Origin of the sequence: Streptomyces sp. NPDC088923 (assembly GCF_044749745.1) — a bacterium.
Lineage (GTDB): Bacteria > Actinomycetota > Actinomycetes > Streptomycetales > Streptomycetaceae > Streptomyces.
Genome location: NZ_JBIVIO010000012.1, coordinates 128369 through 149575, shown reverse-complemented (window position 1 = coordinate 149575; position 21207 = coordinate 128369). Strand labels below are relative to the sequence as shown.

Annotated in this window: 12 protein-coding genes, 1 tRNA gene and 1 rRNA gene; 12 read left to right on the top strand and 2 right to left on the bottom strand. The window is 71.9% G+C overall.

Features of this window, described 5'->3' with window-relative positions; translation table 11 throughout:
* The 3 genes from rrf to ACIP4O_RS29840 all read left to right on the top strand — a co-directional run.
* A 5S ribosomal RNA gene (gene rrf / locus ACIP4O_RS29850) occupies positions 1–93 on the top strand; the annotation flags it as partial.
* Between the two features lie 109 nt (positions 94–202).
* On the top strand, positions 203–886 hold the full coding sequence (locus tag ACIP4O_RS29845) for a DegT/DnrJ/EryC1/StrS family aminotransferase (RefSeq protein WP_401579217.1): 684 nt from the start codon (positions 203–205) through the stop codon (positions 884–886).
* An 88-nt stretch (positions 887–974) separates the two neighbouring features.
* Positions 975–1047 (top strand) — tRNA-Thr (locus ACIP4O_RS29840).
* 63 nt (positions 1048–1110) lie between these two features.
* Here ACIP4O_RS29840 and ACIP4O_RS29835 read toward each other — a convergent pair.
* Entirely contained in the window at positions 1111–3894 is a 2784-nt protein-coding gene (locus tag ACIP4O_RS29835) for a SpoIIE family protein phosphatase (protein WP_401579215.1), read from the bottom strand.
* 324 nt (positions 3895–4218) lie between these two features.
* Between ACIP4O_RS29835 and ACIP4O_RS29830 the strand changes: the two genes are divergently transcribed.
* The 9 genes from ACIP4O_RS29830 to ACIP4O_RS29790 all read left to right on the top strand — a co-directional run bounded on the left by ACIP4O_RS29830 (position 4219) and on the right by ACIP4O_RS29790 (position 20184).
* Positions 4219–10188, top strand: coding sequence for a HAMP domain-containing protein (locus tag ACIP4O_RS29830; protein WP_401579213.1), 5970 nt, complete (start codon positions 4219–4221; stop codon positions 10186–10188).
* A 360-nt stretch (positions 10189–10548) separates the two neighbouring features.
* Positions 10549–11259, top strand: coding sequence for a response regulator (locus ACIP4O_RS29825; protein WP_361330740.1), 711 nt, complete (start codon positions 10549–10551; stop codon positions 11257–11259).
* Between the two features lie 236 nt (positions 11260–11495).
* A complete protein-coding gene (locus ACIP4O_RS29820; RefSeq protein ID WP_401579211.1) occupies positions 11496–14438 on the top strand; it encodes a DNA translocase FtsK in 2943 nt (980 codons plus the stop codon).
* 405 nt (positions 14439–14843) lie between these two features.
* Entirely contained in the window at positions 14844–15668 is an 825-nt protein-coding gene (locus tag ACIP4O_RS29815; RefSeq protein WP_401579209.1) for a helix-turn-helix domain-containing protein, read from the top strand.
* 139 nt (positions 15669–15807) lie between these two features.
* Positions 15808–17307 carry a 30S ribosomal protein S12 methylthiotransferase RimO gene (gene rimO, locus ACIP4O_RS29810; RefSeq protein WP_401579208.1) on the top strand — a complete coding sequence of 500 codons (1500 nt, stop codon included), beginning with the start codon at positions 15808–15810 and terminating at the stop codon, positions 17305–17307.
* The gene (gene pgsA / locus ACIP4O_RS29805) at positions 17304–18266 is read left to right on the top strand and encodes a CDP-diacylglycerol--glycerol-3-phosphate 3-phosphatidyltransferase (RefSeq protein ID WP_401579206.1); all 963 of its coding nucleotides are present in this window, start codon (positions 17304–17306) and stop codon (positions 18264–18266) included. The genes rimO and pgsA overlap by 4 nt, the downstream gene beginning before the upstream one ends.
* A 23-nt stretch (positions 18267–18289) precedes the next feature.
* The gene (locus ACIP4O_RS29800; protein ID WP_401579232.1) at positions 18290–19009 is read left to right on the top strand and encodes a CinA family protein; all 720 of its coding nucleotides are present in this window, start codon (positions 18290–18292) and stop codon (positions 19007–19009) included.
* Positions 19010–19118: 109 nt separating this feature from the next.
* A complete protein-coding gene (locus ACIP4O_RS29795; RefSeq protein WP_007821437.1) occupies positions 19119–19490 on the top strand; it encodes a helix-turn-helix domain-containing protein in 372 nt (123 codons plus the stop codon).
* 220 nt (positions 19491–19710) lie between these two features.
* On the top strand, positions 19711–20184 hold the full coding sequence (locus ACIP4O_RS29790) for a Dps family protein (RefSeq protein WP_401579204.1): 474 nt from the start codon (positions 19711–19713) through the stop codon (positions 20182–20184).
* 212 nt (positions 20185–20396) lie between these two features.
* On the opposite strand, the gene ACIP4O_RS29785 is transcribed toward ACIP4O_RS29790, so the two are convergent.
* Positions 20397–21188 (bottom strand): Fpg/Nei family DNA glycosylase, encoded by a 792-nt coding sequence (locus ACIP4O_RS29785; RefSeq protein ID WP_401579202.1) that lies wholly within the window; start codon positions 21186–21188, stop codon positions 20397–20399.
* Between the last annotated feature and the right edge of the window lie 19 nt (positions 21189–21207).

Below are 21207 nucleotides of genomic sequence, written 5' to 3'. Positions count from 1 at the left end.
ACGCCCGGTTACATTCCGAACCCGGAAGCTAAGCTGCGTAGCGCCGATGGTACTGCAAGGGGGACCTTGTGGGAGAGTAGGACGCCGCCGAACAAATATTGAAAGGGTGCCCCGAGTCTTCGGACTCGGGGCACCCTTTTTTCGTTCCCAGCGTTTCTCTCCACTTCGCGTCGTGTTCATGTCGGCGGGCAACCATCCAGGCATGGACACCGCGAGATTGCTGCGAGCCGCAGGTATCGGAAGCGGGGACGAGGTCGTCATATCCGCGTTCGACGGCCCCGGGACCGCTGAGGCCGTTCTCGGTCTGGGCGCGCGTCCCGTCTTCGCCGACATCGACCCGTACACCTACAACCTGGACGCGGCCCACGTGGCGAGCGTGCTGGGGCCGGTCACGGCGGCGGTTGTCGTTGGGCACCGGTTCGGGGGGCCCGCGCCGCTCGGGGCGGTCAGGGCACTCGGTGAGCGCCACGGCTTGCTCGTACTGGAGCACCACGATGCGGGGGCGGAGCGGGCTGTGCCGGCGGCGCGGAGGGAAGGGGCACGGTACCTCGACGCCCGATTGCGCGGCGTCGTTCCGCCGCGCGGTGGGGCGGAGCACCGGTATCTGCGCTACGTCGCGCGCGTGCCGGGCAACGGCCGGCCCGACCGGGACGCCTTCGTGCGGGCGGCCCGCGCGAAGGGGATCGACTGCCGCATTCCCGTACCGACACCGCTGCACCGCCTGCCGGGATACCGGCGGGACGTCTTCCTGCCCGCCACGGAGAAGGCCGCGGCCGAGACCCTCGCCCTGCCCCTCGGCGATGGCTTGCCCAAGCGGGAACTGCAGCGCCTCGTCGCGGTCTGCAACGCACTCGGCGGCTTCGTGCGCCGCCCCGTACTGAGCTGAGGCGCGGGCGGGACGCATGGTGCGGGGAGGGGGCGGAATCGGGGTATGATTTCGTTCGTCGCCACGCGCGCAAGCGCGTGCGGGACAGGCCCCAATAGCTCAGTCGGCAGAGCGTCTCCATGGTAAGGAGAAGGTCAACGGTTCGATTCCGTTTTGGGGCTCAGCGAAAGCCGGGAAGTACGAGAAAGGCCCCCGCCTGATGGCGGGGGCCTTTCTCGTTCCAGTCAGTCCTGGTGAATCCCCGGCAGACGCATCGCCAGGATCGCCATGTCGTCGGACGGGGCGTCGGCGGCGAAATTCGCGACGGCGCGCATGACGCGCGCCGCGACCGCGCCCGCCGTCAGCCCTGTGCAGCCCTTGAGGACCTCCGCGAGGCCGTCGTCGCCGAGCATGCGGGTCCCCTCGCGGCGCTCCGTGATCCCGTCCGTGACGCACAGCAGGACATCGCCCGGGTCGAGGGTGACCGACTCCTCGTACAGCTCCAGGTCGTCCATGACGCCGAGCAGCGGCTGCGGCTCCGCGGCGGGGCTCACCGTGCCGTCCTGGTGCAGGCGCAGCGGCAGCGGGTGACCCGCGCACACCACCTTCAGCAGTGCGCTGCCGTCCTCGCGGGGGTGCAGCTCGCCGTACAGCAGCGTGAGGAAGCGGCTCCGGGCGCCCTCGTCGAGGATCGCCGCGTTGAGGCGCTCCAGGACCGCCGGGCCCGGCAGGTTCTCGCGGGCCAGGAGGCGCAGCGCGTGGCGGGCGAGGCCCGTGACGGCGGCGGCCTCCGGACCCGTACCGCACACGTCGCCGATCGCGAAGCCGTAGACGCCCTCGCGGATCGGGAAGAGGTCGTAGAAGTCGCCGCCGACCTCGTTGCCCTCGCCCGCCGCGCGGTAGATGACCTCCACCTCGACGTTCGGGACCTTGGGGAGCGGCTCCGGCGGCAGGAGGGAGCGCTGGAGCGACTGACTGATCGCGTTGCGCTCCGAGTACAGGCGCGCGTTGTCGAGAGCGAGCGCCGCACGGCGCGAGAGGTCCTCCGCGAGTTCGAGGATCTCCTGCCGGAAGTGCTCGTCGGCCGGCTTGCCGAGCGTCAGCATCCCGATGACGCGGTTGCGCGCGACGAGGGGCAGTACGACCGTCTCGCCGCCCACTGCCGCGGCCGTCGCAAGGGTGTCGCCGATGCCCGAGCCGACGAGGGTCAGCTCGCCCGGGTCGAGGCTGCGCATCGAATCGCGCAGCGCCGCCTGGTGCGCGGCCTCGGCCGGCTCCGTCCACACGCGCGGCCCGGGCGTCGTCACCGGCTCGGGCGGCGCGACGCGGGTCAGGAGCGCCTTCAGGCCGTCGATGCGGTCCTCGTCCTCGTGCAGGACGTACGAGAGATACGGCTCCGACGCCGGGTCGGCGATCGTGTAGACCGCGCACCACGTCGCGACGTTCGGCACCGTCATCTGGGCCATGAGCGCGAGCGTCTGGTCCCTGTCGAGCGTGCCCGCGAGCAGATCGGACGCCTCGACGAGGAAGGAGAGCGAGCCGCGGCGCAGCTTCTCCAGCTCGCCCAGGCGCGCCGACTCGACGGCGAGCGCGATGCGATCGGCGGCGAACTGGAGACGCAGCGCCTCCTCGTTGGTGAACCGCTCGGGGGCCTCGGCCGCGACGCCGAGCGAGCCCGTGAGACGGCCCTCGACCTTGAGCGGCACCGTCACCACGGAGCGCATCCCCGTGCCGTCGAGGAGCGGCACCGCGCCCGGCACGTCCTTGAGGTCCTCGTGCACGGCGGGCATCCGCGCCGAGCCGTAGCGCCCGACGCCCGCCTCGACCTGGACGCGGGCGAAGCGCTGGCGCGCCGAGGGCAGGCCCGTCGAGGCGCGTACCTCCAGCTCCGTCTCGTCGTCCGTGGCGAGCAGGAGGAAGGCGGCGTCGCCTTCGAGCATGTCCCGCGCGCGTTCCACGGTGCGCTGGAGGAGGCCGTCGAGGTCCTCGGGCGGCGGGGTGCCGATGAAGGTCTCGAACGCGTCGGGCGACGTCGGCTCGCCGCGGCCCGTGCCGTCCTTGCGGCTGGGGCGCAGCGGAGCCTGGAGGACGGCGCGCTCCTCGTCGTGGACGAGGAGGCAGACCGTGGACGGGGCGCCCTCGGCATCGCGTACGCGCAGGTGCGAGGCGTAGACCGGGATGACGCGGCCCGAGGCCGAGCGGAGCCCGTAGCTGCCCTCCCAGCGCGACAGGCGCAGCGCCTCGGCGACGCCCGTGCCGGTGCCGGGGGTGTGCGGCCAGGCGGCGAGGTCGGTGAGGGGTTTGCCGACGACCTGCGCGGCGGCGTAGCCGAACATCTCCTCCGCGTCCTCGTTCCACGCCGAGACGGTCTCCTCGGCATCGAGCTGGACGACGGCGACGTGGACGTGCCCGTCGGCGAGCGGGAGCAGTTCGTCGGGCAGGAGCGGGCCCGCGCTGCGGGTGCCGACCGGGCGCGCGGGCAGGTCGAGGCGGAACCAGACCGTCTTGTGGGTCGAGGAGTACTCGACGCCCCAGCGGGCGGCGAGCGCCGCGCACAGCTGGAGGCCGCGCCCGCCCTCGCGCTCGGGGTCGGTGAGGATGTACGGGGCCGCGTGCACCGGGACCTCGCGGTCCGGGTAGCGGTCGGCGACCTCGACGCGTACCCCGTCCTCCTCGCGCAGGCACAGCAGCTCGGCGCTCGTGCCCGCGTGCACGACGGCGTTGGTGACCAGCTCGCTGGTGAGGACCGTCGCGTCGTCGACGAGGTCGGTGAAGCCCCAGCCCTGGAGGGTGTCGCGGACGAAGGCGCGGGCCGTCGCGACGGAGCGTCCCTCGGGGGCGAAGGTGGCGGACGCCCGAGCGGTCACAGCACTCCCTGTCACGAAGTCGGCGTTCTCTGTGGTGGCGCGGGGCTCCGCCACGTGGCGGGCCGCGGCTCTCGCCCGGTCCTCGTCCGTCCGCCGTGCGGGGGCGTCGTCCGCCCCGGGGCGAGAATCCGGGGTGTCTTCCCCGGCGTAACCCAGTCCCATCCTCGGCCGCCCCTTTGTTGCCGTGGTGCCGCGCGGATGCCGTTGTGCCGCGCGGCAGGTTCGTGCCACCGTGCCCTCCCCCCTGGACCGATGGACCGGCGGGAGGGACAGTTCAGGCCCAGGTTACTTACCATCCGGGGCCCGGTGGATGCCGGTTCGCTGTGTTTCCGCCCCGAAGAGTGTCGCCGGGGCCCGAAGCTGCCGAACTGTTATGGCCTGCGGGGGGCGGGGTGAAACACTTGGGGGAGCCTTACGGAATGGACGGGCCCCGCCGCCGCGCGGTCCGGCACGAGCACGAGGTCGAAGCCCACGGGAGGGACCACGGTGGAGTCTGGCGCAGCGACGCGACGTACCCGTACGCGCGCGGAGGGCGGACAGCAGTCGTCCCGGAGCGAGCCCTCCCGCGGCGGGAGGGGCAGGGGCAAGGGGACGACCGAGGTCGACACGACCTCGCTGAACCGGCTCCTCGCCGCTTTGGAGGCGATGCGGGACGGGAACTTCCGCAAGCGGCTCACGGTCTCGGGCGACGGGATCATGGCCGAGATCGCGGCCGTCTTCAACGAGGTCGCGGACCGTAATCTGCACCTCACGGGTGAGCTGTCGCGGGTGCGACGCGTGGTCGGTCGTGAGGGAAAACTCACGGAGCGCCTGGAGACCGGCGTACTCGAAGGGGCCTGGGCGACGGCGGTGACCGCGTCCAACGCGCTCGTCGACGAGCTGGCGCGGCCCGTCTCCGAGGTCGGCCGGGTGCTCTCCGCGGTCGCGGACGGCGATCTCGAACAGCGCATGGAGTTGCGCGGGCAGACCCCGGAGGGGACCTGGCACCCGCTGCGCGGCGAGTTCCTCAAGGTGGGCCGCACCGTCAACAACCTCGTCGACATGCTCTCGACCTTCACCGACGAGGTGACGCGGGTCGCGAGCGAGGTCGGCACCGAGGGCAAGCTCGGCGGGCAGGCGAAGGTACGGGGCATGTCGGGGTCCTGGAAGGACCTCACCGACTCCGTCAACACGATGGCGTACCGCCTCACCGCCCAGGTGCGCGACATCGCGACGGTGACGACGGCCGTCGCCGAGGGGGATCTCTCGCGCAAGGTGACGGTGCACGTCGAGGGCGAGATGCTGGAGCTGAAGAACACCGTCAACACGATGGTCGACCAGCTCTCCTCCTTCTCGCAGGAGGTCACCCGCGTCGCGCGCGAGGTGGGCACCGAGGGCGAGCTCGGGGGTCAGGCGCGGGTACCCGGTGTGGCCGGGGTGTGGAAGGACCTCACCGACTCGGTGAACCTCATGGCGGGGAACCTGACCGCCCAGGTGCGCGGCATCGCCGACGTCACGACGGCGGTCGCCAACGGGGACCTCTCGCGCAAGGTCGAGGTGAGCGCGCGCGGTGAGATCGCGCAACTCGCGCAGACCATCAACCAGATGACACAGACGCTGCGCACCTTCGCCGACGAGGTGACGCGGGTGGCGCGCGAGGTCGGCTTCGACGGGCAGCTCGGCGGCCAGGCGAACGTGCCGGGCGCCGCGGGGACGTGGAAGGACCTGACCGACTCGGTCAACACCGTCTTCCGCAACCTGACGACGCAGGTGCGCGACATCGCGACGGTCACGACGGCGGTCGCGAGCGGTGATCTCTCGCAGAAGGTCACGGTCGCGGTGGCCGGCGAGATGCTGGAGCTCAAGAACACCGTCAACACCATGGTCGACCAGCTCCAGTCCTTCGGCTCCGAGGTGACCCGCGTGGCCCGCGAGGTCGGTGTCGAGGGGCAGCTGGGCGGTCAGGCGAACGTGCCGGGCGCGGCGGGTACGTGGAAGGACCTGACCGACTCCGTCAACACGGCCTTCCGCAACCTCACCGGTCAGGTGCGCAACATCGCGCAGGTGACGACGGCCGTCGCGCGCGGTGACCTCTCGCAGAAGGTCACGGTGGACGTCTCCGGCGAGATGCTGGAGCTGAAGAACACCGTGAACACGATGGTCGACCAGTTGTCGTCCTTCGCCGAGCAGGTGACCAGGATGGCGCGCGACGTGGGCACCGAGGGGCGCCTCGGTGGACAGGCCCGTGTCGACGGCGTGCTCGGTACGTGGCGTGAGCTGACCGATTCGGTCAACTCGATGGCGTCCAACCTGACCTCGCAGGTGCGGCAGATCGCGGATGTGACGACGGCCGTCGCGCGCGGTGATCTCTCGCAGAAGATCGACGTGGACGCGCGCGGCGAGATCCTGGAGCTGAAGAACACCATCAACACGATGGTGGACCAGCTCTCCGCCTTCGCCGAGCAGGTGACCCGCGTCGCGCTCGAAGTGGGCACGGAGGGGCAGCTCGGCGGTCAGGCGCAGGTGCCGGGCGTCGCCGGGGTCTGGCGGGAACTGACCGACTCGGTGAACGGGATGGCCGGGAACCTGACCGACCAGGTGCGCAACATCGCCGGGGTCGCGACGGCCGTCGCGCGCGGCGACCTCTCGCAGAAGATCACGGTCGACGCGCGGGGCGAGATCCTGGAGCTGAAGAACACGCTCAACACGATGGTCGACCAGCTCTCGAACTTCGCGGAGCAGGTCACCCTCGTCGCCCAGGAGGTCGGTACCGAGGGCCGGCTCGGGGGGCAGGCGGAGGTGCAGGGCGTCTCGGGGACGTGGAAGGACCTCACGCAGTCCGTCAACGGCATGGCGAACAACCTGACCCTCCAGGTGCGCAACATCGCCGAGGTGACGACGGCGGTGGCGCGCGGCGACCTGTCGAAGAAGATCACCGTGGACGCGAAGGGCGAGATCCTCGAACTCGTCACGACCGTCAACACCATGGTCGACCAGCTCTCCGCCTTCGCGGACGAGGTGACCCGCGTGGCCCGCGACGTGGGCACTGAGGGCAACCTCGGCGGTCAGGCGCGGGTGCCCGGGGTGACGGGCATCTGGAAGGACCTGAGCGACAACGTCAACATCATGGCGAACAACCTCACCTCGCAGGTGCGCGGCATCTCGCAGGTCGCGACGGCGGTCGCCAACGGCGACCTGACCAAGAAGGTCACCGTCGAGGCGCGCGGCGAGGTCGCCCAGCTCGCCGACACGGTCAACATCATGGTCACGACGCTCTCCGCCTTCGCCGAGCAGGTGACCCGCGTCGCACGCGAGGTGGGCACGGACGGCATCCTGGGCGGCCAGGCGCGCGTGCCGGGGGTCTCGGGGACGTGGAAGGACCTCACCGAGTCGGTGAACTCGATGGCGTCCAACCTGACGGGTCAGGTCCGCAACATCGCGATGGTCACGACGGCCATCGCCAAGGGCGATCTGACGAAGAAGATCGACATCGACGCGCGCGGCGAGATCCTGGAGCTGAAGACGACCATCAACACGATGGTCGACCAGCTCTCCAGCTTCGCCGAGCAGGTCACCCGCGTCGCCCGCGAGGTGGGCACCGAGGGCATCCTCGGCGGCCAGGCGCAGGTCCGCGACGTGGACGGTACGTGGCGTGAACTGACCGACTCCGTCAACGAGATGGCCTTCAACCTGACCGACCAGGTACGGGGCATGGCCTCCGTCGCAACGGCGGTGACCCGCGGCGACCTCAACGTCTCGGCCAAGACGCAGGCCTCGGGCGAGATCCTGCGCCTCCAGGACACGATCAACACGATGATCGGCAACCTGCGGGACACGACGCTCGCCAACGAGGAGCAGAGCTGGCTCAAGGGCAACCTCGCCCGGATCTCCGGGCTGCTCCAGGGCCGCCGCGACCTCACCGATGTCGCGCAGCTCATCATGAGCGAGCTGACGCCGGTCGTGACCGCGCAGCACGGGGCGTTCTTCCTCGCCGAGCCGCTGGAGGAGGGCGTGGAGGTCACGGACGTCGACGACGAGGCGTACCAGTTGCGGCTCATCGGCTCGTACAACTACGCGGCGGGGATGATGCCGACGGCCTTCCGCCCCGGCGAGACCCTCGTGGGCACGGCCGCGCGCGAGAAGCGCGTCCTGACCGTCAACGAGGTCCCGGTCGACTACATCAAGATCTCCTCGGGGCTCGGGCAGGCGACGCCCGCGCAGGTCGTGGTCCTGCCGCTGCTCTTCGACGGCAAGGTGCTCGGCGTCATCGAACTCGCGACGTTCGCCCAGTTCACGCAGATCCAGCGGGACTTCCTCGCGCAGATCGCGGAGATGATCGCGACGAGCGTCAACACGATCAGCGTCAACTCGAAGACCACGGTGCTGCTCGCCGAGTCCCGGGAGCTGACGGCGCAGCTGGAGGACCGCTCGGCCGAACTGGAGCAGCGGCAGAAGGCGCTTCAGGAGTCCAACGCGGAGCTGGAGGAGAAGGCGGCGCTCCTCGTCCGGCAGAACAGCGACATCGAGGTCAAGAACGGCGAGATCGAGAACGCGCGGCAGGTCCTGGAGGAGCGCGCCGAGCAGCTCGCGGTCTCGATGCGCTACAAGTCCGAGTTCCTCGCGAACATGTCGCACGAGTTGCGCACCCCGCTCAACTCGCTGCTGATCCTCGCGAAGCTGCTCGCGGACAACGCGGAGCGCAATCTCTCGCACAAGCAGGTCGAGTTCGCCGAAACAATCTACGGAGCCGGTTCGGACCTGCTCCAGCTCATCAACGACATCCTCGACCTGTCCAAGGTCGAGGCGGGCAAGATGGAGGTCTCGCCGACGAGGATCGCGCTCGTCCAGCTCGTCGACTACGTCGAGGCGACGTTCCGGCCGATGACGGTCGAGAAGAACCTCGACTTCTCGGTACGCGTCTCGCCGGAGCTGCCGGCGACGCTCCACACCGACGAGCAGCGCCTCCTCCAGGTGCTGCGCAACCTGCTTTCGAACGCGGTGAAGTTCACCGGCAGCGGGGCGGTCGAGCTGATCATCCGCCCGGCGGGGGCCGAGGTGCCGGACGCGATCCGGGAGCAGCTGCTCGAAGCGGGCTCGCTGACCGAGCCGGACGGCAAGATGATCGCCTTCTCGGTCACGGACACCGGGATCGGTATCGCCGAGGGCAAGATGCGGGTCATCTTCGAGGCGTTCAAGCAGGCGGACGGCACGACGAGCCGCAAGTACGGCGGTACGGGCCTCGGGCTCTCGATCAGCCGGGAGATCGCGCGGCTGCTCGGCGGCGAGATCGACGCGCAGAGCCAGCCCGGACGCGGCTCGACGTTCACGCTCTACCTGCCGCTGCACCCCGGCGACGTCCCGGCGCAGGGCGGCATGACGGACCTCGCGCCCGCCGTCGAGACGGGTGACCGCTTCGTGCCGGGCGAGCGCCCGATGACGCCGACGCTCACGGGCGGCGCCCTCACCCCGGTGCGCGACAACCGCAACGGTCCCGCCGAGAAGTTCCGTCGCCGCCGCAAGGCGATGCAGGCGGAGGAGCTGCGGCGCAAGCGGGAGGAGAAGCGGGCGCGCGGGGAGACGGAGGACGGCGCGAACGGGGTCGACGGCGGGGAGTCCGCCCAGGCTCCTGGCGGTGCCGGTACGGACTCCGGGGCGACCGGTGAGGCGGGTGCCGCTGACCGGGCGTCCGCCGCGGGCGAGACGGCGACGGAAGCCGTCGCCGGCGCGGACGCGCGGGGCGCGGCGGAGGACCTGGGGACGCCGGAGGGCGGTGGCGCGGCGGAGGCCGGTGGCGCGGCGGAGGGCGGTGGCGCGGCGGAGGGCGGTGGCGCGGCGGAGGGCGGTGGCGCGGTGGAGGCCGACGGCGCGACGGGTTCCGGTGCGGGTACGGGGGGCGAGCGGGCCGGGGACGGGATGCCGGGCGAGGCCGCCGAGGGCGACCGGGCCCCGGCCTTTGACGACGTCGCGGCCGCGGGTGAGGCGAGCGGCCTCGACGACAGCTCCCGGGACGAGGAGGACGAGGACGTCGACGGCGAGGAGGAGGCCGAGCTGCCCGAGCTCGCGCCCGGCGAACTGCCGCCGCAGCGCAACACGTACACCTTCCACGACGAGAAGGTCCTCATCGTCGACGACGACGTGCGCAACGTCTTCGCGCTCACCAGCATGCTGGAGGAGAACGGGCTCTCCGTGCTCTACGCCGAGAACGGGCGCGAGGGCATCGAGGTGCTCGAACAGCACGACGAGGTCCGGGTGGTGCTGATGGACATCATGATGCCGGAGATGGACGGGTACGCGACGACGACCGCGATCCGGCGGATGCCGCAGTTCGCCGGGCTGCCGATCGTCGCCCTCACGGCGAAGGCGATGAAGGGCGACCGGGAGAAGGCCATCGATTCGGGCGCGTCCGACTATGTCACCAAGCCGGTCGATCCCGACCGTTTGCTGACGGCCTTGGAGAAGTGGCTGCGCACGAAGTGATCGCCCTGGCGATGCGCCGGTGAGTGTGCTGCCGTGCGCCCCGCCGTGCCCCCGGTCGTGCGCCGGGGGCGGCGGGACGCGGGGGTCGGGGCCGTGGCGTGTGCCGCCGCAGCCCTGGCCTCGGTGAAGGCGGAGCCCGGGACGGCGCGCGGGGCGGGCTCGTGGCAGGTGTGACCGGGCGGATACCGGGAACTTTCCCCAGGGCCCGGCCGTTGTCACCCCGTACCGCGTGACTTGGCGGTGACTGGGTGTGGCGACAAGTGGGGTGCGGCTACGATGACCGGCACAGGAACGGACGGCGCGACAGAGCCGTCCACCGGGGCGGAGCCCCGCGGGTTGCCGGGGCGAGGAGGGCGGGCCATGGTCCAGAAGGCCAAGATTCTCCTGGTCGATGACCGGCCGGAGAATCTGCTCGCGCTGGAGGCCATTCTCTCCGCGCTCGATCAGACTTTGGTCCGGGCGTCGTCGGGAGAGGAAGCGCTCAAAGCGCTGCTGACGGATGACTTCGCGGTCATCCTCCTTGACGTGCAGATGCCCGGCATGGACGGTTTCGAGACCGCCGCGCACATCAAGCGCCGTGAGCGCACCAGGGACATCCCGATCATCTTCCTCACGGCCATCAACCACGGTCCCCACCACACCTTCCGGGGTTACGCGGCGGGCGCGGTCGACTACATCTCCAAGCCCTTCGACCCGTGGGTGCTGCGCGCGAAGGTCTCGGTCTTCGTCGACCTCTACAAGAAGAACTGCAAGCTCAAGGACCAGGCCGCGCTCCTGCGCCTCCAGCTCGAAGGCGAGAGCGAAGGGGCGGGCACCGAGGGCACGGGCGGTGGGACGCGCCGCAACGGCAAGGCCAACGGCGGGGTCGTCGCCGAGCTGTCCTCGCGGCTCGCGGCGGTCGAGGAACAGGCCGAGGCGCTCTCCAAGCAGCTCGACGACGCCGCGGACGCGGCTGCCGTCGCCACCGCCGCGCACCTCGAACGCAAGCTCACCGGTCTGCGCCGCGCCCTCGACGCGCTGGAACCCGGTTCGGGCGGCTCCGGCACGCCGAGCCTGCCGGCGCAGGGCTGACACAGGGAGTACGGGGAGCGGTGGGGCGCGGGGCGTGCGCCGCCCCCGGCCGCACGGAGCGCGTCGGCCGGCTCGGTGCCGCGTGTGCCCCTCGCCGGTCGCGCTGGCTCCCGCATCGCCTTCCGGGCCGCCCCGCATGAGGGCTCGTCAACCTGACGTTCCTCCAGAGAGCGACACGAACGGGTGAAGCCGTAGTGACAGGTGTCCTCGGTGGCCGTGCCCGGTAACCTCAGCACATGGCTTCTCGTTCCTCCGGCAAGGCCTCTCCGAGCGCAGCGGGTCCCGCGCGACCGCGTGCCGGGGGCGGGGGCGGGGCGAAGGGCCCAGCGAAGAAGCCGGCCGCCGCGAAGTCCGCCGCCGCGGCCCCCGCGAAGAAGGGCGCCGCCAAGGGCCCGGCGAAGAAGGCTCCCGCGAAGAAGGCCGCGGTCAGGAAGGCGCCCGCCAAACCGGCCCCCAGCCCCACCAACGGCGTCTACCGGCTCGTCAGAGCCGTGTGGCTGGGCCTCGCGCACGGCATCGGGGCGATGCTGCGCGGCGTGGGGCGCGGCGCCAAGGGTCTCGATCCCGCACACCGCAAGGACGGACTCGCCCTGCTCCTCCTCGGCCTCGCCCTCGTCGTCGCGGCGGGCACCTGGTCCCGCCTCGACGGCCCCGTCGGCGAACTCGTCGAACTCCTCGTCACCGGCGCCTTCGGCCGCCTCGACCTGCTCGTGCCGATACTGCTCGGCGTCATCGCGGTGCGCCTCATCCGCCACCCCGAGCAGCCCGAGGCGAACGGACGCATCGTCATCGGTCTCTCCGCGCTCGTCGTCGGCGTCCTCGGGCAGGTGCACATCGCCTGCGGCGCGCCCAGCAGGGACGCGGGGATCGAGGCGCTCCAGGACGCGGGCGGGCTCATCGGCTGGGCCGCCGCGAGCCCGCTCATCTTCACGATGAGCGACGTCCTCGCCGTACCGCTGCTGCTCCTGCTCACCGTCTTCGGGCTGCTCGTCGTGACCGCGACGCCCGTGAACGCGATCCCGCAGCGGCTGCGGCGGCTCGGGGTGCGGCTCGGGGTCTTCAGCGAGGAACCGGAGGCGGAGGAGGAGTTCGCGGCGCACGGTGCGCGGGAGGACGACGCGGACGAACTCGCGCAGGCGCGGCGCCGGCGGGCGACGTCGCGACGTCGCGGCGCCGCTCCGTACGACGTCGACGCGGAGGAAGCGGCGCTGGAGCGACGCCGCACGAGCGGCAGCGGTGTCTTCGAGGACCGCGACCTCGACCCGGTGGACGTCGCGGCGCGCGCGGCCGCCGCGCTCGACGGCGCGGTGCTGCACGGCCTGCCGCCGTCCTCACTGGTGGCCGACCTGACGCACGGGGTGGGGACGGGGCGGCGCGAGGGCGAGTCGACGACGCCCGTGCCGACGCCGCGCGAGAAGGCGGCGCCCTCGCGCGAGGACGAGGCGTCGCGGGACGGCGCGCGCGACGGCGCCTCGCGCCGCGCCGGGGCGCGCGACGCGGGCGCGACACCGCGCGGCGGACGCGACGCCGGGGGCGAGGCGGCGTCCGGCGGCGTACCCGACCTCACGAAGAAGGCGCCCGAGGAGCCGCGTGACCTCCCGCCGCGCGCCGAGCAGCTTCAGCTCTCCGGGGACGTCACCTACGCGCTGCCGAGCCTCGACCTCCTGGAGCGCGGCGGCCCGGGCAAGGCCCGCAGCGCAGCCAACGACGCGGTCGTCGCCTCGCTCACCAACGTCTTCAGCGAGTTCAAGGTCGACGCGCGCGTCACCGGCTTCACGCGCGGCCCGACGGTGACGCGGTACGAGGTCGCGCTCGGCCCCGCGGTCAAAGTCGAGCGCATCACGGCGCTCACGAAGAACATCGCGTACGCCGTCGCGAGCCCCGACGTACGCATCATCAGCCCCATCCCGGGCAAGTCCGCCGTCGGCATCGAGATCCCGAACACCGACCGCGAGATGGTCAACCTGGGCGACGTGCTGCGCCTCGCGGACGCCGCCGAGGACGACGACCCGATGCTCGTCGCCTTCGGCAAGGACGTCGAGGGCGGCTACGTCATGCACAGCCTCGCGAAGATGCCGCACGTCCTCGTCGCCGGCGCGACGGGCTCCGGCAAGTCCTCGTGCATCAACTGCCTCATCACCTCGGTCATGATGCGCGCGACGCCGGAGGACGTTCGCCTCGTGCTCGTCGACCCCAAGCGCGTCGAGCTGACCGCGTACGAAGGCATCCCGCACCTCATCACGCCGATCATCACCAACCCGAAGAAGGCCGCCGAGGCGCTCCAGTGGGTCGTGCGCGAGATGGACCTGCGCTACGACGACCTCGCCGCCTTCGGCTACCGGCACATCGACGACTTCAACAAGGCGATCCGCGAGGGCAAGCTCCAGACACCCGAGGGCAGCGAGCGCGAGCTCCAGCCGTACCCGTACCTGCTCGTGATCGTCGACGAGCTGGCCGACCTCATGATGGTCGCGCCGCGCGACGTCGAGGACGCGATCGTGCGCATCACCCAGCTCGCGCGCGCCGCCGGCATCCACCTCGTCCTCGCGACGCAGCGGCCCTCCGTCGACGTCGTCACCGGGCTCATCAAGGCCAACGTGCCCTCGCGGCTGGCTTTCGCGACGTCCTCGCTCGCCGACAGCCGCGTCATCCTCGACCAGCCCGGCGCGGAGAAACTCATCGGCAAGGGCGACGGGCTCTTCCTGCCGATGGGCGACAACAAGGCGACGCGCATACAGGGCGCCTTCGTCACCGAGGCGGAGATCGCCGCCGTCGTGCGCCACTGCAAGGAGCAGATGGCGCCGGTCTTCCGCGACGACGTCGTGGTCGGCTCGCAGCAGAAGAAGGAGATCGACGAGGAGATCGGCGACGACCTCGATCTGCTGCTCCAGGCGACCGAACTTGTGGTGACGAGCCAGTTCGGCTCCACGTCCATGCTCCAGCGCAAGCTGCGTGTCGGCTTCGCGAAGGCGGGGCGGCTGATGGACCTCATGGAGACGCGCAACATCGTCGGGCCGAGCGAGGGCTCGAAGGCGCGCGACGTCCTCGTCAAGCCGGACGAACTGGACGGGGTCATCGACGAGATCCGCGGGGGCGGGGGAGCGGGGAGCGCCGGTGCTTCGGGTGCTGCCGGGGCGGCGGGCGCTTCCGGGGGTGCGGGGAACGGCGCGGGGGAGTGACGCGGCGCGGAGGGTGGGCGCGGCGCGCGGAGGGTGGGCGCGGCGCGCGGGGCTGACAGGGCGCGGACGCGGCGCGCAGGGCTGACAGGGCGCGGACGCGGCGCGCAGGGCTGACAGGGCGCGCAACCCTTTCGGCGGGTCGCGCGTCAACTGGGGCGTGAGCGATCCGGTGGTCCGGCGCCGCCTCGTGGCCCAGTCCCCTTCATCCGTTCAGGTGCGGTGAGGGCGAGGGCCGGGGACGCGCGTGCGGAGTGCGGGATGTGTGGAGGTTCCGGGGCCGGGGGCGCCCCAGGATTTCCGGGCATTCCGATGGCGTAAAACCCCGTCCGCCGACTTGCCCGAGCCTTTTACAGCCCCCCTAGACTGAACCTCCAGCAGGTGGCTGCACGCTCGAAAGGCGCTCTCGTGTCCATCGGCAACTCCCCAGCAGAAGAACGCCCTTCCGACGACGGTCCGTCCCTCGGCGAGACGCTGCGGCGGGCCCGCGCGAAGGCCGGCCTCCGGGTCGAGGACCTGAGCGCCTCGACACGCATCCGCGTCCCCCTCGTCCAGGCCATCGAGAACGACGACTTCTCGCAGTGCGGCGGCACCGTCTACGCCCGGGGACACCTGCGCGCCCTCGCGCGCGCCGTGGGTCTCGACCCCGAGCCCCTGCTCGCGCGCTACGACGCGGAGCATGACGGCGCGCCGCTGCCCACGCCCGCCGCGCCGCTCTTCGAGGCCGAGCGCATCCGGCCCGACCGCCGCCGCCCCAACTGGACCGCCGCCATGGTCGCGGCGATCGTCGCTGTCGTCGCCTTCGTGGGCTTCACCGTCGTGAGCGGCGGTGACGAGCCCGCGGGGACGAAGCGCCACGCCGCCGAGGGCGCCCCGGCGGGGCACAGCGCGAGCCCCTCGCCGAGCGCGTCGCCGAGCGAGAGCCCGTCGCCCGCCGATCCCGCGGAGAGTGCCGTGGCCGCCGTGCCCGCGGACAAGGTGACGGTCAAGCTGAGCGTGCCCGAGCGGCGCTCCTGGGTCTCGGTCAAGGACCACACGGGGCGCAGCCTCTTCGACGGGGTCCTGGAGCAGGGGCAGCACAGGACGTTCACGGACGCCGAGCAGGTCGATCTCGTCCTCGGTGACGCGGGCGCGGTGCGGGTCCTGGTGAACGGCAAGCCGATCGCGGACAAGTTCCGGCCCGGTCAGGTCCAGCGGCTCTCGTACACAAAGGGCGACCCCTCGGAGGGCTGAGGGAGCACGGGACGGCGGTACGGGCCGGGGGCGCGTCCGCGGCTCCCGGCGCCCCGCCGTCTCGGCCCGTACACGTGCGCGAACCCGTACCGCCACCTGCGCGGAAGGCGCCGTCCGGGGACGAAGTAGTCTTGAGCCCATGCCCGAACGCCGCACCGTCGCTCTCGTCACCCTTGGCTGCGCCCGTAACGAGGTGGACTCGGAGGAGCTGGCAGGCCGCCTGGAGGCGGACGGCTGGGACCTCGTCGAGGACGCCGCGCACGCCGATGTCGCCGTCGTCAACACCTGTGGCTTCGTCGAGGCCGCCAAGAAGGACTCCGTGGACGCGCTCCTGGAGGCGAACGACCTCAAGGACCACGGCAGAACGCAGGCCGTCGTCGCGGTGGGCTGCATGGCCGAGCGGTACGGCAAGGACCTCGCCGAGGCGCTGCCCGAGGCGGACGGCGTGCTCGGTTTCGACGACTACGCCGATATCTCCGACCGCTTGCAGACGATTCTGAGCGGTGGCATCCACGCCTCGCACACCCCGCGCGACCGCCGCAAGCTCCTGCCGCTGAGCCCCGCGGCCCGCCAGGACGCCCCGGGCGTCGCGCTGCCCGGACACGCGCAGCAGGCCCCGGTGCCCGAGGACGTCGCGCCCGCCGACCTCCCCGAGGGCCTCGCGCCCGCCTCGGGCCCGCGCGCCCCGCTGCGCCGCCGCCTCGGCACGAGCCCCGTCGCCTCCGTCAAGCTCGCCTCGGGCTGCGACCGGCGCTGCTCCTTCTGCGCCATCCCCTCCTTCCGCGGCTCCTTCATCTCTCGCCGTCCCTCCGACGTGCTGACCGAGACGCGGTGGCTCGCCGAGCAGGGCGTGCGCGAGGTCATGCTCGTCTCCGAGAACAACACCTCGTACGGCAAGGACCTCGGCGACATCCGCCTCCTGGAGACGCTGCTGCCCGAGCTCGCCGCCGTGGACGGCATCGAGCGGGTGCGCGTCAGCTACCTCCAGCCCGCCGAGATGCGCCCGGGCCTGATCGACGTGCTCACCTCGACGCCGAAGATCGCCCCGTACTTCGACCTCTCCTTCCAGCACTCCGCGGCCGGCGTCCTGCGCGCGATGCGGCGATTCGGCGGCACCGACAGCTTCCTCGGCCTGCTCGACCAGATCCGCGCGAAGGCTCCCGAGGCCGGGGTGCGCTCCAACTTCATCGTCGGCTTCCCCGGCGAGACCGAGGAGGACGTCGCGGAGCTGGAACGTTTCCTGACCTCGGCGCGACTCGACGCGATCGGCGTCTTCGGCTACTCCGACGAGGAGGGCACCGAAGCGGCGACGTACGCGACGAAGCTCGGCGAGGAGGTCGTCGCCGAGCGCCTCGCCCGGGTCTCGCGGCTCGCCGAGGAGCTGACCGCCCAGCGTGCGGAGGAGCGGATCGGCGAGACGATGGAGGTGCTCGTCGAATCGGCCGCCACCGAGGACGAGCCGGCCGTGGGCCGCGGGCCGCACCAGGCCCCCGAGACGGACGGGCAGATCATTCTCACCGGCGGGGCGGCGCTCCCGGACGGTGCTTCGCCCCGCGTCGGCCGTATGGTCGTCGCCAAGGTGATCGGCACCGAGGGCGTCGATCTCGTGGCGGAGTGTCTTGAGGAGGCAGGCAGATGACGGGAGCCCCCGCAACCGCCACGAGCGGCACCGGCGTCCCGGGCGGCAGCACCGCCGCGGGCGCCGCGGGCACCCCCCGTATCTGGAACATCGCGAACATCCTCACGATGATCCGGCTCGTCCTCGTTCCCGGCTTCATCGCCCTGATGCTCGTCGCCGGGGGCCACGACCCGGCGTGGCGCTCCGTCGCGTGGGCCGCCTTCACCGTCGCGATGATCACGGACCTCTTCGACGGCCACCTCGCGCGCACGTACAACCTCGTCACGGACTTCGGGAAGATCGCGGACCCGATCGCGGACAAGGCGATCATGGGCGCCGCGCTGTGCTGCCTCTCGGCCCTCGGCGACCTGCCCTGGTGGGTCACGGGCGTGATACTCGGTCGTGAGCTGGGCATCACGCTGCTGCGCTTCGTCGTCATCAGGTACGGCGTCATCCCCGCGAGCCGCGGCGGCAAGCTCAAGACGCTCGCCCAGGGCGTCGCGGTCGGGATGTACGTGCTCGCCCTGACGGGGTGGCTCGCCTCGGCGCGGTTCTGGGTCATGGCCGTCGCGGTCGCGCTCACCGTCGCGACGGGGCTCGACTACGTGCGCCAGGCGATCGTGCTGCGCCGCGAGGGCATCGCCGCGCGCCGCGCCGTCGTACTCGACGAGGCGCGGACGCGGGACCTCGGCACGGGGGACCGGGTGGAGGCGGCGGTGCGGGGCACCGCGCCGCGTGAGGTGGCGGGGCAGGGCGAGGGAGCCGACTCGCGCGACGAGGCGGTTTCTCGCGACGAGGCGGCCGCGGGTGCGGGGGAGGCCTCGCGCGACGTGGCGGCGTCGGGTGCCACGGCGGCAACGGAGGAGGCGGTACGGGGCGCGACGGCGGCCGACGACGGTGCCGCGCCGGGTGCCGGGCGGGACCAGGGGGACGCGGCGGGCGGGAGCGCCGCACCGCGCGGGCGGCGGAGCCAGGCGTGAGCGCCCGCGACGCCGGTGGCGACCTGCCCGAGAACGCGGCGCTCGACATCGTCGCGCTGGCCCGGGAGGCCGGCTGGACCGTCGCCGTCGCCGAGTCCCTCACGGGCGGCCTCGTCGCCGCCGAACTCACCGCGGCTCCCGGCGCGTCCGCGGCCTTCCGCGGCTCCGTCACCGCGTACGAGACCGAACTGAAGCACCGGCTGCTCGGTGTCGATACCGCGCTCCTCGCACGCGAGGGCGCGGTGCATCCTGAGGTCGCCGCGCAGATGGCCTCGGGGGTGCGCGACGCGCTCGGCGCCGACTGGGGCGCCGCGACGACCGGTGTCGCCGGACCCGAACCGCAGGACGGGCGGCCCGTCGGAACGGTGTACGTGGCGGTGGCCGGTCCTACTCCCGCTCCTGGCCCCGCCTCCGGCCTCGGCTCCGCCCTCGGCGACAGCTTCGCGGACCCGCCCGCAGCCGACCCGCTCGCGCACCACGGAACCGTCGAGGGTGAGACGAGCGTCGAAGACACGAGCGGCGCGGAGGCCGGCACCGGGCACACGAATGGTGCCGGAGACACCGAGAAGCGGTCGGTAACAGGTTTGACCGGTGCACGAGGCGAGAAAATTCTGGCACTGCGGTTGAACGGTGACCGTACGGAAATCCGTAGGGATAGCGTGCGGATCGTGCTCGGCCTGCTCCGCGAAGAACTGATCAGAAATGCGCGCGCACAGGATACGGAAGAAAACGGGGGGACTTGATGTTTACAGCCCTGAGTGAACACGTCTTCGCTCCCCGCACGGCCACGGTCCCAGGCGGTACGGTGGGGCGAGAAGGATGCGGTTACACGGTCCGAGGAGGGAGCCACCGATGATTCTGCTCCGTCGCCTGCTGGGTGACGTGCTGCGTCGGCAGCGCCAGCGCCAGGGCCGTACTCTGCGCGAAGTCTCCTCGTCCGCCCGGGTCTCACTCGGCTATCTCTCCGAGGTGGAGCGGGGGCAGAAGGAGGCGTCCTCCGAACTGCTCGCCGCCATCTGCGACGCGCTTGATGTACGGATGTCCGAGCTGATGCACGAGGTCAGCGACGAACTCGCCCTCGCTGAGCTGGCCGAGTCGGCAGCCGCCGACCCGGTGCCGCCGGTACGCCGTCCGGTACTGAATTCGGTGTCCGTCACGGGCGTCCCGCCCGAGCGGGTCACCATCAAGGCGCCGACCGAGGCAGTGGACGTGGTCGCGGCCTGAGCGGTCGCACGACGCACGCGCCCCACGTATGGCGGAGCCCCCACCGGGTACTCGGTGGGGGCTCCGCCTTTTCGCGTACCCGGGCCCTGTCGGGAACGCGTATCCGGTCGTTTTCCGCGACGGACCGGCTTTCTCGGTGTGACCTGCTTCACTGCGTTATGTCATGGTTGAGAGAGCGGAACGGGGGCACCTGAGTCGTGAGTGAGATGGAGGAATTCGGATGTACGTAGTGAAGAGCCCCCTTGCCGAAGCCGATCTCAAGATCGTTTCCGACGCGCTCCAGGGTGCGCTGGTCGACCTCGTGGATCTTTCCCTGGTCGCCAAGCAGATCCACTGGAACGTGATCGGCCCGCGCTTCCGCTCGGTGCACCTCCAGCTCGACGACGTCGTGGACTCGGCCCGTACGCACATGGACGAGGTCGCCGAGCGCGCCTCGACCCTCGGCGTCTCGCCGGACGGCCGCGTCAGCACCGTCGCCGCCACGAGCGGTCTCGGCAAGATCGGTGACGGCTGGATCAAGGACAACGACGCGGTCGCGGCCATGACCGACGCCCTCGGTGCCGCCATCACGCGGCTGCGCGAGCGGGTGGCGGCGACGGCCGAACCCGACCCGGTCACGCAGGATCTCCTCATCGCGATCACGGCGGATTTGGAGAAGCACCACTGGATGTTCCAGGCGTCGAACAACGAGTGACGTTTTCCCGCGCGGGCCGATGCCCGTGTGGCGGAGCCGGAGCCTTCGCGTCGCACAGGGCGGCGTGAGGCTCCGGTTTTTCGTGGGGGGTGGCACCGGGGGCGAGGCGGGCTGTGCGGCGGGGCGGGCTGTGCGCGGTGGGGCGACCTGTGCGGCGTTCCGCACCGTGCGCTGACCTCCGTGCCGGCTTCCGCTCCCGTCCGCCCTTTCGCTCAGTACGGTGCCGGGCCCTCCTGGCAGCCGGGGCACCAGTAGGTGGGGCGGGCCCTCGTGCCGTCGCCCTGTTCGGCCTCGCGGAGGGTGGCCCCGCAGCGCAGGCAGGGGCGGTGGGCGCGGCCGTAGACGTAGAGGGGGGTGTCGCGGCGGCCCGTCGTGACGCGGCGGAAGGTGTCGCGGTTGGCGTGCAGGAGGCGCGTGGCGAGGGCGGGGGCGCGCTCGAGGGCGGGGACGTCACCGACCGGGGTCCAAGGGGTGACGCGCAGCAGGAAGCACAGCTCGCTCTTGTAGACGTTGCCGATGCCCGCGAGATTGCGCTGGTCGAGCAGGGCCTCACCGAGGGAGCGTTCCGGGGCGGCACGGAGCCGGGCGAGCGCGAGGTCCGCGTCCCAGTCCGGGCCGAGGAGGTCGGGTCCGAGGTGGCCCACCGCGCGGTCCTCGTCGGCCGTACGGAGCAGTTCCACGACGGGGAGGCGGTAGCCGACGGCCGTACGGCTCTCGGTGCCGAGGATCGCGCGGATCTGGTGGCCCGGCCCGCCGCGCCAGCGCTCGCCCGCCTCGTACACGCGCCACGCGCCGTCCATGCGCAGGTGGGTGTGGAGCGTGAGGCCGCCCGAGAGACGCGTGAGGAGGTGCTTGCCGCGCGGCGTCACGTCGTGCACCTCGCGTCCGGTGAGGTCCGCCGTCGCGAAGCGCGGCACGCGCAGGTCGGCCGTCGTGAGCCGCTGCCCCGCGAGCGCGGCGTGGAGTCGTCGCGCCGTGTGGAAGACGGTGTCGCCCTCGGGCATGGGACTTCCCTCCTGCCGC

Coding starts and splice junctions, on each gene's coding strand:
- ACIP4O_RS29845 (WP_401579217.1), top strand. CDS start 203: ATGGACACCGCGAGATTGCTGCGAGCCGCAGGTATCGGAAGCGGGGAC.
- ACIP4O_RS29835 (WP_401579215.1), bottom strand. CDS start 3,894: ATGGGACTGGGTTACGCCGGGGAAGACACCCCGGATTCTCGCCCCGGG.
- ACIP4O_RS29825 (WP_361330740.1), top strand. CDS start 10,549: ATGGTCCAGAAGGCCAAGATTCTCCTGGTCGATGACCGGCCGGAGAAT.
- ACIP4O_RS29820 (WP_401579211.1), top strand. CDS start 11,496: ATGGCTTCTCGTTCCTCCGGCAAGGCCTCTCCGAGCGCAGCGGGTCCC.
- rimO (WP_401579208.1), top strand. CDS start 15,808: ATGCCCGAACGCCGCACCGTCGCTCTCGTCACCCTTGGCTGCGCCCGT.
- pgsA (WP_401579206.1), top strand. CDS start 17,304: ATGACGGGAGCCCCCGCAACCGCCACGAGCGGCACCGGCGTCCCGGGC.
- ACIP4O_RS29795 (WP_007821437.1), top strand. CDS start 19,119: ATGATTCTGCTCCGTCGCCTGCTGGGTGACGTGCTGCGTCGGCAGCGC.
- ACIP4O_RS29790 (WP_401579204.1), top strand. CDS start 19,711: ATGTACGTAGTGAAGAGCCCCCTTGCCGAAGCCGATCTCAAGATCGTT.
- ACIP4O_RS29785 (WP_401579202.1), bottom strand. CDS start 21,188: ATGCCCGAGGGCGACACCGTCTTCCACACGGCGCGACGACTCCACGCC.